The organism is Nonomuraea sp. NPDC049486 (assembly GCF_040676925.1).
Taxonomy (GTDB): domain Bacteria; phylum Actinomycetota; class Actinomycetes; order Streptosporangiales; family Streptosporangiaceae; genus Nonomuraea; species Nonomuraea ferruginea.
This window is the reverse complement of the sequence record NZ_JBFAPV010000017.1, coordinates 149250-163675: the sequence shown is the minus strand read 5'-3', so window position 1 is coordinate 163675 and position 14426 is coordinate 149250. Positions and strand designations below refer to the sequence as shown.

16 protein-coding genes and 1 pseudogene are annotated in these 14426 nt (G+C 68.6%); 4 read left to right on the top strand and 13 right to left on the bottom strand.

Annotation, left to right across the window (positions count from 1 at the left end):
* Positions 1 to 261 precede the first annotated feature (261 nt).
* From AB0K05_RS37340 to AB0K05_RS37330, 3 genes are all read right to left on the bottom strand, one after another.
* Positions 262 to 1521 carry a glycosyltransferase gene (locus AB0K05_RS37340; protein ID WP_271277043.1) on the bottom strand — a complete coding sequence of 420 codons (1260 nt, stop codon included), beginning with the start codon at positions 1519 to 1521 and terminating at the stop codon, positions 262 to 264.
* Complete coding sequence (locus AB0K05_RS37335) at positions 1518 to 1970, bottom strand: MarR family transcriptional regulator (RefSeq protein ID WP_187281085.1); 453 nt, start codon at positions 1968 to 1970, stop codon at positions 1518 to 1520. The genes AB0K05_RS37340 and AB0K05_RS37335 overlap by 4 nt, the downstream gene beginning before the upstream one ends.
* 724 nt (positions 1971 to 2694) lie before the next feature.
* Entirely contained in the window at positions 2695 to 3462 is a 768-nt protein-coding gene (locus tag AB0K05_RS37330; protein ID WP_271275042.1) for an STAS/SEC14 domain-containing protein, read from the bottom strand.
* A 527-nt stretch (positions 3463 to 3989) separates the two neighbouring features.
* On the opposite strand from AB0K05_RS37330, the gene AB0K05_RS37325 reads away from it, so the two are divergent.
* The 3 genes from AB0K05_RS37325 to AB0K05_RS37315 all read left to right on the top strand — a co-directional run bounded on the left by AB0K05_RS37325 (position 3990) and on the right by AB0K05_RS37315 (position 5728).
* Complete coding sequence (locus tag AB0K05_RS37325; protein WP_364235704.1) at positions 3990 to 4808, top strand: DUF4259 domain-containing protein; 819 nt, start codon at positions 3990 to 3992, stop codon at positions 4806 to 4808.
* Between the two features lie 76 nt (positions 4809 to 4884).
* Entirely contained in the window at positions 4885 to 5199 is a 315-nt protein-coding gene (locus tag AB0K05_RS37320) for a hypothetical protein (protein ID WP_364235702.1), read from the top strand.
* A 100-nt stretch (positions 5200 to 5299) separates the two neighbouring features.
* The gene (locus tag AB0K05_RS37315; RefSeq protein WP_148030836.1) at positions 5300 to 5728 is read left to right on the top strand and encodes a hypothetical protein; all 429 of its coding nucleotides are present in this window, start codon (positions 5300 to 5302) and stop codon (positions 5726 to 5728) included.
* A gap of 128 nt (positions 5729 to 5856) precedes the next feature.
* Here AB0K05_RS37315 and fmdA read toward each other — a convergent pair whose 3' ends face one another.
* From fmdA to AB0K05_RS37285, 6 genes are all read right to left on the bottom strand, one after another.
* Positions 5857 to 7104 carry a formamidase gene (gene fmdA, locus AB0K05_RS37310; protein WP_271275045.1) on the bottom strand — a complete coding sequence of 416 codons (1248 nt, stop codon included), beginning with the start codon at positions 7102 to 7104 and terminating at the stop codon, positions 5857 to 5859.
* Positions 7105 to 7174: 70 nt separating this feature from the next.
* On the bottom strand, positions 7175 to 7825 hold the full coding sequence (locus tag AB0K05_RS37305; protein WP_271275046.1) for an AmiS/UreI family transporter: 651 nt from the start codon (positions 7823 to 7825) through the stop codon (positions 7175 to 7177).
* A 94-nt stretch (positions 7826 to 7919) separates the two neighbouring features.
* Positions 7920 to 8192 carry a zinc ribbon domain-containing protein gene (locus tag AB0K05_RS37300; protein ID WP_364235698.1) on the bottom strand — a complete coding sequence of 91 codons (273 nt, stop codon included), beginning with the start codon at positions 8190 to 8192 and terminating at the stop codon, positions 7920 to 7922.
* Positions 8193 to 8450: 258 nt separating this feature from the next.
* A complete protein-coding gene (locus AB0K05_RS37295; protein WP_271275047.1) occupies positions 8451 to 9689 on the bottom strand; it encodes a GNAT family N-acetyltransferase in 1239 nt (412 codons plus the stop codon).
* 12 nt (positions 9690 to 9701) lie between these two features.
* A complete protein-coding gene (locus tag AB0K05_RS37290; protein WP_271275048.1) occupies positions 9702 to 10037 on the bottom strand; it encodes a metalloregulator ArsR/SmtB family transcription factor in 336 nt (111 codons plus the stop codon).
* A gap of 289 nt (positions 10038 to 10326) precedes the next feature.
* Positions 10327 to 11247 (bottom strand): TetR family transcriptional regulator, encoded by a 921-nt coding sequence (locus AB0K05_RS37285; protein WP_271275049.1) that lies wholly within the window; start codon positions 11245 to 11247, stop codon positions 10327 to 10329.
* Positions 11248 to 11267: 20 nt separating this feature from the next.
* Here AB0K05_RS37285 and AB0K05_RS37280 point away from each other — a divergent pair.
* Positions 11268 to 11870, top strand: a pseudogene (locus tag AB0K05_RS37280) (pyridine nucleotide-disulfide oxidoreductase); the annotation flags it as partial.
* On the opposite strand, the gene AB0K05_RS37275 reads toward AB0K05_RS37280, so the two are convergent.
* Genes AB0K05_RS37275 through AB0K05_RS37260 form a run of 4 tightly spaced genes read right to left on the bottom strand, consistent with a single transcriptional unit; the run spans position 11860 to position 14410 of the window.
* Positions 11860 to 12252, bottom strand: coding sequence for an arsenate reductase ArsC (locus AB0K05_RS37275; protein WP_219547287.1), 393 nt, complete (start codon positions 12250 to 12252; stop codon positions 11860 to 11862). The pseudogene AB0K05_RS37280 and the gene AB0K05_RS37275 sit on opposite strands and share 11 nt — an antisense overlap.
* Complete coding sequence (gene arsB, locus AB0K05_RS37270) at positions 12245 to 13315, bottom strand: ACR3 family arsenite efflux transporter (RefSeq protein WP_364235693.1); 1071 nt, start codon at positions 13313 to 13315, stop codon at positions 12245 to 12247. Before arsB ends, AB0K05_RS37275 begins: the two co-directional genes overlap by 8 nt.
* 30 nt (positions 13316 to 13345) lie before the next feature.
* Complete coding sequence (locus tag AB0K05_RS37265) at positions 13346 to 13687, bottom strand: metalloregulator ArsR/SmtB family transcription factor (protein WP_364235691.1); 342 nt, start codon at positions 13685 to 13687, stop codon at positions 13346 to 13348.
* 48 nt (positions 13688 to 13735) lie between these two features.
* Positions 13736 to 14410, bottom strand: coding sequence for an arsenate reductase ArsC (locus tag AB0K05_RS37260; protein ID WP_364235689.1), 675 nt, complete (start codon positions 14408 to 14410; stop codon positions 13736 to 13738).
* Between the last annotated feature and the right edge of the window lie 16 nt (positions 14411 to 14426).

The following is a 14426-nucleotide window of genomic DNA, read 5'->3' as shown; positions in this document are numbered from 1 at the left end:
GGCCTGGGTTCTGGGCGCCTTCCGCTAAGCCGCTCACGACGAGCCCGACCTGGCCGAGGTGGGAGACCGGCTGGAGGCGAGCCTGGCCCGGCATCTCGGCGGCCCAAGCTGTACCGCGTTCCCTTCGGGGACGGGGAGCGCATCCTGTCTTCACCGACGGCGTCGTCGAGGCCCGGGACCGCGTCGGAGCCTTCTACCCTCTCCTCGAACATGCTCCGCTGCTCCTGGCCGAGGATCCTCAGGGTGCCCGGCGGCCTCGCCTCAGGGCAAAGGTGATGTGTCACCGTCGGTTCGCGGAGCCGGGCCTCGCGCTCCTTTCGCGCGAGCGATGCGGGCGACAGCGGTGGTCACGCCGTCCTCGGCCCCGACCTGTGCGGCGAGCGCGCGGGCGGCCGAGGCCAGCACGGCCGAGGCCTCGACGGCGGCGGCAAGCTTGCCGGGCGTGAGGCGGCCGGTGACGGGAGCCGGCGCGACGCCGATGCGGTGCAGCCGATCGGCCCAGAACGGCTGGTCCCCGAGGAAGGGCCGGATCACCTGAGGGACGCCCGCGCGCAGCGCGGCGGCCACCGTGCCGATCCCGCCATGGTGCACCGCGGCGGCCACACGGGGCAGCAGCCAATCGTGCGGAGCTTCGTCGATCATCAGAACGCCGTCCGGCTCCGAGCCCTGTCGCAGGGCGCCCCAACCGGTGGCCAGGATCGCGCGGCGCCCGGTCAGCCGGACGGCCTCCAGCACCGTCGCGGTCAGCCTCTCCGCGTCGCCGCTGTATGAGCTGCCGAAGCCGACGTACACGGGCGGGTCGCCGTCTTCCAGGAACCGGGCCAGCCGTTCGGGCGGCGTCCAGCCGCCGGGAGTGGGCAGCGTCCAGAACCCGGTGGGCTGGGCGTCGGCGGGCCAGTCGGCGGGGGCAGGGAGCAGATAAGGGCTCCAGGCGTGCAGCACGCCGCCGGCCCTGACCAGGTCGGCCACCGGCCGGCACCGGCCGCGCAGACCGAGCGGCCCGGCCCGCCATTCCCGTACCGTGCCCCGATAGGGCGCCTCGACGGCGGAGGAGATGCGCCAGCTCGCCCGGTTGAGTGCGCGCGGCACGCGTACGGGAAGGATGGGGGAGGGGAAGGCGGCGGTGGGAAGGTAGAGCGGGAGCAGCAGTCCGGCGAGGGCGGGGACGCCGAGCTTCTCCGCGACGTACGGTCCGCCAAGGGATTTGGGGTGGTAGACGACCACGTCGGCCGGGCCTGCGGTGAGCGCGGCCTGGTCGTCGAGCAGGCGGCGGAGCATCGGCTTGACCGCGCCGGCGGCGGTGATCGCGGCGCGCACGCCCTGTCCTCGCACGGTGTCCTGCAGCGCGAGCATCTCGTCGGTCAACGGTGCGAACTCCACCTCGTGGGCGGCGGCGAGCGGCCCGAACCGCCGGGGCGCGGCCAGGAGCGGCCGGTGACCGGCGGCCATCAGCCCGCGGGCCAGGGCGAGGTACGGCTGGACGTCCCCGCGGCTGCCCATGGTGATCAGTAAGGGTCTCATCGCTGGTCCTTCAGCTCGTCCCACTCCTCCAGCAGGCGGGGGAAGCGGTCCATCATGAACGCGTACATGTCGCGCATGAGTTCCAGCCGCCGCCTGCGCGCCGGATCGTCGCCCACCGCCCGCAGTCCCTGCTCGGCCAGGGCGCGGAAGCTCTCGAACTCGGCCATCTTCGCGCGGAAAGCTCGGGCGAAGACGTCCTCGGCCAGCCGATAGCGATCGCGCCGCTCGCCGCGTACCCGGAACCGCTCGACCAGCCCTGCCTGCTCCAGTTGCCGCAGCGCGACGCTCATGCTGCTCTTGGCCACGGCCAGCGCCTCGGCCAGCTCCGGCGCGTCGGCGCCGGAGGTGCCGGCGGTCAGCAGCCAGCCCATCGCCCGGCCTGACGTGCGGCTCAGCCCGAGCCGCTCGTAGAAGAGCCCGGCATCCTCCACGAACTCATCGACACTCACGAGCCAAGCATATCGGTTTGTTCGGATGTTTCCGAACGGAATGTCGTCACGGGCGTCACAGTCGCTGCACAGGATCTGCTCGGCTCTGTCGCCGGGACATCGGGTGACGACTCCTGGAATGTCGTCCCCGGTCACATGAGATAGCGCAGCCACAGGTACGGGGCGACGAGAACGACGGTTGATCGGGGTGTTGTCGCGGGGGGGGGGGGGCGATGCCGAGCACCACCACGTTCGCCGCGGCGCCGCCCAGGACAGCATGCTCATGCAGCGAGCACCCGCTCCAGCATGACCTGCAGTGCCACCGCACACCTATTCAGCCCGAGCAGGGCCGAACCCGTATGCATGCTCCATGCACCCATATGGCTGTGATCTTTGTTCTTTGGCGAGACCATGGTCCATCACCACGGGTGCTTCTTTCGGCTTCCCGGCCCGTTCGCTCTGCCCCGTGACTGACCGTCACCTCAGGCCACTCGCCCGGGAACCGGGTGATGCCGCTGCCTGAACAATCTGCGGGGCAATCGCGGCCAGACCGGATCGGTGGGGGACTCATCGACGTGCCGGCCCCCGCCACCGCTTACGACCTGAGCGCGGTGTCCTCGTTCCTGCTCGGCGCGATGCCCGGCTCTCTGTATGCCGGCCACCGCGGTGGCCCGCTCCGGATCGATGGTGTCACCGCCTCGGATGGGTATGCACAACAGAATCCTGGAAGGCCACGGCCACCGCATCAGTCCGGCCGGGTCGCGCGCTGCTCGGGAGGGCTCGCCGCCCACGCGATGGCGTCATCGAGTTCGTCGTATCGGAAGGGCCGCACTTCGGCTTGGACGAAGTGGTTCGCAAGGTGAGGCGCCAAGCCGGCGAGCTCGCTGTCGGATGCCAGGGCAACCTTTCTGATCTTCCGATGATGGTCGCGAACAAAGCGCACATGTCGAAGCAGGCTCGCGATGTTCTCCCAACCGGGGAACTTGCGAGCGTGGACGACGACGCCCGCCAATCCAGCGTGTGTTTCGAGCCAGCCGTCGGCTGTCAACGCCAGCGCATCGAAGTCCTGGGTTCGCAAGGGCTCCTTGACCTCGACCACGATGACCCCGGACTCGGGTACGAGACGGTGGGAGACACCGGGACCTTCAGGCAGCGAACTCAGCCAGCGCAGTGCCTCGTCGCGCTCCTGGTTACCGAAGACACGCACCGGACACGGCATCAGAAAGCCCATGAGCCGACTCGACTCGCGGATCCAGCCGATGTCGCTCACCATCGCGCAGCCCTCGAACAGCCGGATGGACCCAAGGCCGATCTTGAGGTCTTCCCAGCCGGCCCCCGGCGTGAAGGCCTGGAAATCCGGACCGAACTCGTAAAGGAACCGGATATGGCGGCCTTCTCTCCGGGCTTCATCAACCAGCGGCTCGATCACTATCTCGTAGTCGTCCTTCGACACATGCCCGACAGCCCTGATGGCATCGACTCCAGGAGGCACGTCCGTGAGCTTCTCAAGCATCCCATGTCCCTCTTCTGTCCTGAGCGAGGTGCGGCCGACAGAAGACGGGCACTCGCCGTAGGCCGTGACCTGCCCTGGGTGCCCCGAGTAAGCAGGATCTGAGTCGCGACTTTGTTGATCGTCTGTCAGAGGTTCGCCAAGAGGACATTCAAGGTCGCATGGCATCATCGATTTCCTATGTCGCCCTCGGAACGGGGGCAGGGGACGACGGCCCTGCTGTGTGCTGGGTCCCGCCCGCCGCACAGGGATGAAAACGGCTCAGTGATCGACAAGCACGCGAAGGCGCAGATCACGTGCGGGATCCCCGCCCTCGGGCGGGACCTGTCACGCGTGCGGCGACGACCAGGCGAGCATGCCCGCCTGGTCGTCGCCCACCTGGGACCATCCCCGTTCGCGCGGGGCCGACAAAACCATGACCTGGGAGCCCTATCTCCACGGTTGAGGATCGGCTTACGTACACCACTTCGCCCGACATGACCGTGACCCCTGCCCATACCCTGATCGCCTCTTCGCTAAGGAGCCGCAGCATGGATGACCCGACGCCCTTCTTCGAAGGCCCCTTCGACAGCGACGAGGCCGCCGACGCCATCGCGGAATTGGAAGAAGGCGATGACATCGCGGCGGCGATGATCGAGGTGCTCGACGAGTTCGTCCGCGACAGCGAGGACTATGCCGAGGAGGGCCAAGTGGAGGCCGCCCTGGCGATCGCCTGTCTGATCGCGGCCCGCATCTCGGGAATCGCTCCCGATGAGGCCGCTCATCACTGGCTGGACCGCAACCCCTTCACCGTCTCCGACGACCTGCGTCGCCTGGCCGCCGTGGCGTTCAATGTGGCCACCCGTGCCGACGACAACTATCTCCGCGAGGTCTGGGCCGCGGACTGGCCGGTGTTCCTGGAGCATCTGGAGCCCTACCGCAAGGCCCTGTTCGGTGAACCTCAGGAGCCGGTGGCCCCGTTCGTTGTGGACTTCTCCCGCCCCGGCAAGCACTGGCTCCAGGTGTTCTGGAGCACCACCGACCAGAGTCTGCCGCACGACAGCGCCTACGCCGATGTCGCCGGACACCTTGTCCAAGCTGTCAACCAGGCCCCGGACTGGCTCGCCTGGTGGCGTCAGGCCGGCCTGCAGGAACTGCTCGTCTTCGGGGAACTCGTGCCGGGCGCCTACAGCGAGCGGATCTCTCGTGGCCGCACCACAGCCGAGGTCTGGATCGGCTTCGGTCACTCCCCTGAAGTCTCCAGGGACTCCGCCATTCAGCAGGTCGCCGATGATGTTCGTACGGCTCTGAGCGCGGCAGGCCGTTACCTCGGCCTCGCTCCTGTTCCCTCGCTTCCCGCCCTTGACTGAGACATCCCGAAACCACCGGCTGGCAAGCGGAGCGATCGATCACGTCCGTCGCCAGAGGCGACACATCAGCGTGCGGATGCCCAAGGCGCCGGTTTCGGCCGCCCGCGCCACCCTGCGCGACGCCTTTCTGGACATCTCCGGCATCGGCGTGGTGACCACGCACAACCCGTTCGCCGTGAACGACCGGATTCCCGCTGGACCGGATGAACCCGTACGGATCGAGCCTGGTCTACGGCTGCGCGGCCGGGGACACGGCAAGGGCTGTGGTCGTGGTGGTCGGCGACTCCTGAACACCCGCACACCGGCGTGCAAGCCACCTTGGATGGGATGGCCACTGGGGCCAAAATTCTGGCAAAGCTATTTCAAAGTCACTTCCATCGCCCACGGCTAACCTCACAAATGCGGCAATTCGCCCACAATTCCAGTTACCCTCGTTGACAGCCTCGTACAACTCCGGAACAGGAGCGCTCGCACCTTCGAAAGGTTGATCAATGAACAACGACGCCGTGTGGGTTCGGGGCGTGACAGGTATGCAGCTGCACCACTCCACGGACCTCCAGGACGCCGGCCGTTTCCTGGGCAACGCCATGATGGCGCTGCGGGCGGCCCACGTACGAACCGGCGACGACCGGTACTCCGACCTCGCCTCCCAGCTGAAGACCCTGGTGGCGGAGGCCCGCACGCTGGAGACCCAGGCTCGGACCCGCCTGGAGGGACTGCACGCGACGCACCCGGAGCAGTTCGTACGCTGCCGTGAAGGCGAAGACCCGTGGCCGGACGAGATCCAGGCGGGGTTCATTCCCCGTCACACCTGCTACGACCAGTGCCTCTACCACGACCACGGTGTCCTCGATGCCATCACGCAGTGCACCTGCGGTCGTCCGCCGTGCCGCGCATGCGCTATCGGCGGCACGCCGTGAGGTGAAGCTCGCCTCGCATCCTGGCATTCAGTCACAGCACCGACCTGATCGCCGACCTCTCGGGGTCCAAGCGACGAGCGGCGAGGCTCAGTCGGCCCCGCCGTCGTGGTCTCGGTGACGTCCCCCGCTCAACTCGTCACGGCGCACTTGCCCCGGTCCTGCTTGACGGGCCCTTCCATGTTCGGACGTACGTCGAAGTCGAAGATCTCGGTGGGCAGGTAGAGCGAGCAGCAGGCGTTGGGAATGTCGACGATCCCGCTGACACGCCCTTCGATCGGCGCCGAGCCGAGGAGCAGATAGGCCTGTTCGCCGCTGTAACCCCACCTCTTGAGATACTCGACGGCGTTGAGGCAGGCCCTGCGGTAGGCCACCGTCGCGTCAAGGTAGTAGTTGGTGTCGGTGTCGTGGTCCACCGAGATCCCGATGAACGAGAGGAACTCGGAGTATCTCGGCTCCACGTTTCCCGGCATGAACAGCGGATTGGTGGTGACACCGTACTTCTCCATGCCGCCCTTGATGAGGTCGACGTGGAAATCGATGTAGCCGCCCATCTCGATGGCGCCGCAGAAGGTGATTTCCCCGTCGCCCTGGCTGAAGTGCAGGTCGCCTCCGGAGAGTTTGGCGTCACGGACGTGGACCGGGTAGAAGACCCGGGCGCCGCGGGTGAAGTTCTTGATGTCGTGGTTACCGCCGTTCTCCCGCGCCGGCACGGTGCGTGCTCCCTCGGCGGCGATCCGCTGTGCCAGGTCGCCGTCGGCGGTGCCGGCGAGCGTGTGCTCGGGCAACGGCGGCAGGCCGAGCGGCGGAACGCGTCCCGCGTCGGTGTCGATGAGCGCCTGCTCCCGGCGGTTCCAGGAGCTGAGCAACTCGGCCGACGGCGCGGTGCCGAAGAGTCCAGGGTGGGTGATCCCGGTGAACCGGACTCCCGGCAGGTGGCGGGATGTCGCGACCTGACCGTGGAAGTCCCAGATCGCCTTGTACGAGTCGGGGAAGTAGTCGGTCAGGAATCCGCCGCCGTTCCGCTTGGCGAAGATGCCGGTGTAGCCCCAGCCCTGCCCTGGTGCGTCCCCGACCTGCTGCGGCACCGGGCCGAGGTCGAGGATGTCGACGATGAGGAGGTCTCCGGGCTCGGCTCCTTCGACCCCGATGGGCCCGCTCAGCATGTGCGCGAAGCTCAGGTCGACATCGCGCACGTCGTTCGCCGAATCGTTGTTGCCGATCTGGGCGTCCGTCCATTCGCGGCACTCGACCCGGAACTCCTCACCGGGACGTACCATTTCCACCACGGGAATATCCGGGTGCCAGCGGTTGTGGCCTGGGGTCGCCTGGTCCTTCATCGGCTTCGACTGGTCGACGCTGAATACGACTTTCGGCATGACAGCTTCCCCTCCTTTGTCGATGACTCCTTCGCGGTCAGCGTGTCGCCTCACCTCTCTTCGAGCTCGGTCACGTCCGGTGGAAGCGATGCGTGCCGGTGGTCCCCTGCGCCTCTGAGGTTTCGCCGGCCGGTTCCCCGCGTCTCGTCAGCGGCCACAGCACGGCGAACACCACCAGGCCGAACACGGCCAGAATGACCGCGAAGAGGGTGGTGGTGCGCCAGGATCCGGTGAGGATCATGAATGCCGGAATCGCCGCCGTGACCCATCCCTGGATAGCCGTGACCCAGCCCGTGTACCTGGTGATCTGCGTGCGTTTCAAGCCGAGCAGGACGAAGAAGAGCGTCCACAGGAAGGACCAGTAGAGCCAGATGACTCCGAAGCCCGGATCACCGAGGAGCTGGAAGTTGGCGTAGGAGTATCCGAGCGCCATGATGGCCACGAAGAGCGAGAAATAGCCGACACCTGTGGTGTCGAATCCGCCCAGCAGATTGATCCCCACATAGAGATAGGTGAATCCGAAGAGGTAGAGTCCCGACGCGTTCAGGAGCACGGCCGGATCGCCGGGGCTGAAGACGATCAGCAGGGTCGGTGTGACCACCTGCAAGGCTCCGACGAAGAGATTGAAGATCCCGGCTGCGCGCGGCTCGACCTTTCCCAGGAGCATCAGACCATTGAGGAAGAGCACTGCGCCCACGTACAGGAGTCCGACGGCTCCCATCCCCACACACCTCCTCACGCCCCGGACGGGCGGTGTGTTCAGGAACGCCACGAGTCCAGGCGTACGCAACGTTCGGATCGATCGTCATGTCTGCTCAAGGCCGAGGCAGGCGCGACAGCGCCGGGTGCTGCGGTGTCCGCCGCTCGGGAGTCACGTGCGTGACCACCTCGGGTGCTTCCTGACTCTGTTCGTCCCGGGCCAGCGCGGCGGACATCGCCGGGGACTGCCGGGCGAGGCTCGGCGCGGTGAAGACGCGACGAGCCGGAGACCGGCACGCCGGGCAGTCGGCAACCGCCTCAGCGGTCCCTATCGGCAGGCGCACCTCGAACGGCCCGCACTCCAGACAGCGATACGCATAAGTCGCCATGACGCCCCCGTCGAGATCCTCATCGCCTCACTGACATGCGGCGATATAGGCCTTACATCCAGCACACCTCGAGGGTTGTCGCCATGTCAAGACAAGAGTCAGGGGTGCGTGGGGCGGGGGACGACCCGTCGTCCACGACATGGGCTGCACCAGGGTGGACCACCCTCGCTTTGTCAAGGGGGAGCACGCATGCTCACCACCCGGCTCGCCGTGCTGGATCGAGCTCGACCGTCCGCACCTGGAGACCGCGAAACGGTTCTACGGCGGTCTGTTCTTGGTTGCGGGGCTGCGGCGCTCAATCAGCAGGACGTTCCGCCAGACGCCGTGGTGGCGGCCGATGCGTTCCCGGGTGCCGACCACCCGGAAGCCGAGCGCCTGGTGCAGGGCCAGGCTGGCGGCGTTCTCGGCGAAGATGCCGGACTGGATCGTCCAGATCCCGGCGTCCTCGCCGGCGGCGATGAACGCCGACAGCAGCGCCCGGCCGATGCCCTGGGCCTGGCATCCCGGGTGGACGTAGACGCTGTGCTCGATCACCCCGGCGTACACAGGCCGGGCCGAGACAGAGGAGGCGGCCACCCAGCCGAGCACCTGGCCGGTGCCGGTGTCGAAGGCCACGTAGCGCAGGTGGGGGAGCCTGGCCGCGGTGAAGCCCTCCCAGCTCGGGGCGGTGGTCTCGAAACTTGCCTGGCCGGTGTCCAGTCCGGCCTGGTAGATGGCCAGCACCTGGTCGGCGTCGTCGTCGCGCATGGGCCTGATCTCCGTCCCCGGCGGGGCGGCGGGCTTGGCGGCCTGGACGATCGCCGAGTGCACGCCGTCGCCGTGGCCGGCGGTCAACGTGATGTGCACGTCCATGAACCCCGATGCGGCCAGCAGCCGCCGGTACTCCGCCACCGGCAGCGCCCCGGCCGCGCAGCCGACCCGCTCTTCGACGGCCGCCCGCCGATCGGGGTCCGGTTCGCCGTCCGTCACGACGTCGCTGACGCCGAACCGGCCGCCCGGCCGCAGCACCCGGAACGCCTCGGCCAGCACCGCGGCCTTGTCGCTGGACAGGTTGATGACGCAGTTGGAGATGACCACGTCCACCGACCGGTCCGGCAGCGGCACCCGCTCGATCGTGCCGTGCAGGAACTCCACGTTGCGCGCGCCCGCCTGCTCGGCGTTGCGGCGGGCCAGGGCCAGCATGTCGGCGCTGGCGTCCAGCCCGTAGGCCTTGCCGTGCTCGCCGACGCGACGGGCGGACAGCAACACGTCGATGCCGCCGCCCGAGCCCAGGTCGAGCACGGTCTCACCGGGCCGCAACTCGGCGACGGCCACCGGGTTGCCGCAGCCCAGACTCGCCCGTACCGCCGCTTCGGGCAGCAGGCCGAGGTCGTCGTAGCCGGCGGCGCCGAATCGGCCCTGGTCGAAGGCTTCGGGGCCGCAGTCGGCGACCGTCCGGCCGGCCGCGGCGTCGCGGGCCAGCGCGGAGTAGCGCCTGATGATCTCCTCTTGCGCCATGGCATCGCTCCTCTACTCGCAGGTGGGCGGGGCCGGGGCGGAGTTGCCCATGACCACGTCGGCGGCGGTCGGGAAACAGCTCACGCAGACCTCGTTGATCCGGTACAGGCCGGCGGTGCCCCGCCGCTCCATCAGCACGAACCGCACCTCGGCCAGAATCTTCAGATGGTGCGAGACGGTGGACTGGCCCACCCCTGAGGCGGCCACGATCTCGCCCACGCTCATCGGCGCGCGCCGCCGGGCCAGGAGCGACACGATCTGGATCCGCGTCGCGTCTGCCAGTGCCTTGAACCAGCTCGCGTACTCTTCGGCCTCCGCGCGCGGCAGCGGTCCCGTTTCCTCGCTCATCGTTAATCGACGATAATAGATCAAAGGGAAGAGCGAAAGCCCTGGGAAGCACGTTTGTCGAACTTGCGCCGGCCGCGCCATGCCGGTGGCGAGGACAAGGCGCGTGACGCATCGCCTGCATCACCCACGAACAAGGCGCGACCCTTGCGTCATGAGCGTCCCCGTGTGGCTTGAGTACGTCAACGCCGGAGGCACCGCCGTGGCTCTTCGAACTGGACGTTCTCGCCAAGCTCGCGGAGCGCCACTGAGCCGGTCACTGGTTCGCGACTTCGGCGCCCGGCCGCTGATCTCACCCGGTGCGTGCGAGCAGGAGAGCCTGGCAGGCGGCAAGAAGATCGCCAGACAGATCACCCCGTTCGCGCAGATGGTCGATCCGGGCGAGGTCGTTGATGGTGGTGAAGACCGCGTGCACGACGACCCGGGCCTCAGCTTCGATCAGCTCGGGTCGCTCGGCGGTGAGCAGGTGCACCCACTCGCTGACGTAGTCGTACTGGAGGCGCCGGATCGTGTGGCGTTGCTCGGCAGGAAGGTGGATCACCTCGGTGATCAACGTGCCGGTGAGGTGGCTGTGGCTGACTGTCAGGTCGATGTAGGAGCGCAGCAGCAGGTCGAGAGCGTCCCGGGGGCTGGTGGCGGTGGCGAAGGCGCGGGAGGCGTCGAGCTGCAGGGCGTCGGCGGCGCGGGTGAGCGCGGCCACCAGGAGGTCGGACTTGGCGGTGACGTGGTTGTAGATGCCCGCGCCGCTGATGCCCGCGGCAGCGCCGATGTCCTCCATGCTCACGGCCTGGTAGCCGCGCTCGTTGAACAGCCGGGCGGCCGCGTCCATGAGGACTTCCCGGCGGGAGGCGCGAGCCAGCCCCGGGCGCGGTTGATCGGACGGGGTCGCGCCGGCTGACGGGCCCGGCGCCTGGGGCAGGGCGACTTCGGTGAGGGTGCTGCCCATCGCGTGCAGCAGGTCTTCGAAACGGGCGCGCGGCAGGGTCACCGAGTGGTGGGACGGGCTGGCGAACGTGGCGAAGATCGCCCACACCAGCAGGTCGGCGTCGGCGGGGGAGAGGCCGGGACGGGCAGCGACGAGGGTCGTCGCCGCACGGGCCGCGATGGAGCGAAAGCGGCGGCGGAGCTGGTCGCGCTCGGGCACCGGGAGATTGCGGGACTCCCGCTGCCACAGCACACCGAGGTCGCGCCGGTCCAGCGTCAGGGCGGCCATGGCGCGCAGGAGGCCGTCGAGGCGAGCAACTCCACACAGTCGACCACCGGGATCCGGAGCCCTTCCGCGGCCGTCATGTGGTGATCGTCGGTGGCGGTAACTCCGCGGCCCAACTGCTCGCCGACATCTCCACGGTCACCACGACGACCTGGGCGACCCGGCGGCCGCCGCGCCTGCTGTCCGACGAGCTCGACGGCCGCGCGCTGTTCGAGCTGGCCACTCGCCGCCACCGCGCCGCCCTCGCGGGGGAGACCGTCCCGGGTATCGGAGACCTCGGCGACATCGTGGCAGTGCCGCCCGTGCGCGAGGCACGTGAGCGGGGCGTGCTCAAGGCCGAGCCGATGTTCACGCGCATCACCCCGAGAGGCATCGCCTGGGCCGACGGCAGCGAACTGGCCTGCGACGTCATTCTGTGGTGCACCGGGTTCCGGCCCGCGCTCGGCCATCTGGCACCGCTGCGCCTGCGCGGTCCCGACGGGCTCATCCCCACCGAGGGCACCCGCGCCGTCGGCGAGCCCCGGCTGCACCTGCTCGGCTACGGCGACTGGACCGGACCCGCCTCGGCCACCCTCATCGGCGCCGGCCGGACCGCGAGAGACACGGTCGCCCAGATCAGCCGGTGAGCTCGGTGATGAGCTTCTCCACGCGGGCGCGGATGTCGTCACGGATCGGCCGGACGGCCTCGATGCCCTGACCGGCAGGGTCGTCGAGCTTCCAGTCCTCGTACCGCTTGCCCGGGAAGATCGGGCAGGCATCCCCGCAGCCCATGGTGACCACCACGTCGGATGCCTCGACGGCCTCGGTGGTGAGGACCTTCGGCTGTGCGGCGGCGATGTCGACGCCGACCTCCCGCATCGCCTCGACGGCGATCGGGTTGATCCGGTCCGCCGGGGCCGAGCCGGCCGATCGGACCTCGATCCGGTCGCCGGCCAGGTGCGACAGCCACCCGGCGGCCATCTGGGAGCGGCCGGCGTTGTGCACGCACACGAACAGGACGCTAGGCATGAACGGTCTCCTCGCCTCGGAACAGTCGGCGGCCCCACAGGCTGACGTAGACGAGCGCGACCAGCACGGGCACCTCGATCAGCGGCCCGACCACCCCGGCCAGCGCCTGCCCGGAGGTGACACCGAAAACGCCGACCGCGACCGCGATGGCCAGCTCGAAGTTGTTGCCCGCCGCGGTGAAGGCGAGCGTGGTGGTCCGCTCGTACCCGAGGCCGATCATGCGGCCGGCGAGGAACGAGCCACCGAACATGAGGAAGAAGTACGCCAGCAGGGGAAGGGCGATACGGGCCACGTCGCCGGGCCGGGAGGTGATCGTCTCGCCCTGGAGTGCGAACAGGATCACGATGGTGAACAGCAGACCGTACAGTGCGACGGGGCCGATCCTGGGCAGGAAGCGGGACTCGTACCACTCCCGGCCCCGAGTACGTTCGCCCAGCTCGCGGGAGAGATAGCCGGCGATCAGCGGGATGCCCAGGAAGATCAGCACGTACTGGGCGATGTCCCACATCGAGACGTCCAGCGCCGCCTGCGACAGCCCGAGCCAGCCGGGCAGAACCTGCAGATAGAACCAGCCGAGGGCGCCGAACGCGACCACCTGGAAGATCGAGTTGAGCGCGACCAGGACGGCGGCGGCTTCACGGTCGCCACAGGCCAGGTCGTTCCAGATGAGGACCATGGCGATGCACCGGGCCAGGCCGACAATGATCAGCCCGGTGCGATATTCCGGCAGGTCGGGCAGGAGGGCCCAGGCCAGGGCGAACATCAGAGCCGGGCCCGCGACCCAGTTGAGGACCAGGGAGGCCGGCAGCATCCGGCGGTCGGCGGTGACGGTGTCGAGCCGGTCGTAGCGGACCTTGGCCAGCACCGGATACATCATGAGCAGCAGGCCGAGCGCGATGGGCAGCGAGATCTCACCGATCTTGACCGCTTCCAGGGCCGCGTCGAGGCCGGGCACCGTCCGTCCGAGCAGCAGTCCGGCGCCCATCGCCAAGCCGATCCACAGTGGCAGGAACCGGTCGAGCGTGGACAGGCCGCCGATGACCGCCGGGGTTCTGGCTGTCACGTCGGTCGATGACAAAGCCGCTTTCCTTCCTCAGACGGCGGCGGGGGTGTCGAGCAGGGCCGACAGTTCGCCGAGTCGTTCGGGCACCAGGCGGTAGTAGACCCAGGAGGCGCGGCGCTCGGAGGTGAGCAGGCCGACGTCCTTGAGCACCTTCAGGTGATGGCTGATCGTCGGCTGGGACAGTTCGAACGCGTTGGTGATGTCGCACACGCACACCTCGCCGCCCTCGTGACTGGCCACGATCGACAGGATGCGCAGCCGTACGGGATCGCCCAGCGCCTTGAACACCCGCGCCAGGCCGGCGGCCTGTTCGGCGTCGAGCGGTTCGCGCGCCAGGGGCGGGCTGCACTGGAGCACCTCGAGTGGTTCCATCGCGTCTCCTCGCATCTGACATGGACCACTGTCTATATTGACAGACATCTATTGAGCCTCGATACCTGGGGTTCGGCTCGCTGGAATCTCGAGGTCGGCGAGGAGCCGGCGGACCCGGTGCTCGATCTCGTCGCGGATCGGCCTGATGTCCTCGACGCTCTTGCCCGCGGGGTCGTCGAGCTCCCAGTTGAGGTAGCGCTTGCCGGGATAGACCGGGCAGGCGTCGCCGCACCCCATCGTGACCACCACGTCGGCGGCGCGGACGATCTCATCGGTCCACGACTTGGGGAACTCGCGTGAGATGTCGATGCCGAGCTCGGCCATGGATTCCATGGCCGCCGGGTTGACCTCGACGGCGAACTCTGAGCCACCGGACCAGCCCACGGCACGATCTCCGGCCGACTGCTCGAAGAAGCCCAGTGCCATCTGCGAGCGTCCGGCGTTGTGCACGCACAGGAACAGCACGATCGGACGACCGTCGTGATGTCCTTCGGCCCGGGCCAGGGCGTGCAGGCGCTGGCGGGCGAACCGCTCGGCGAGCAAGGGCAGGTAGTGGGGCACGACCGCTTTGCCGGCGAACTGGTCGTAACTGGTGTGAAGGAACCGCTCGATGGTCTCCGCGCCGAACGTGCCGGCGAACGCCTCGGCCAGGCGACGGGCGGCGGTGGCGAGAGCAAGCCGTTGGTCGACTGCGAGATCGCCTCGCTTGTGCGTGCTGGACATCGTTCACTCCCGAATG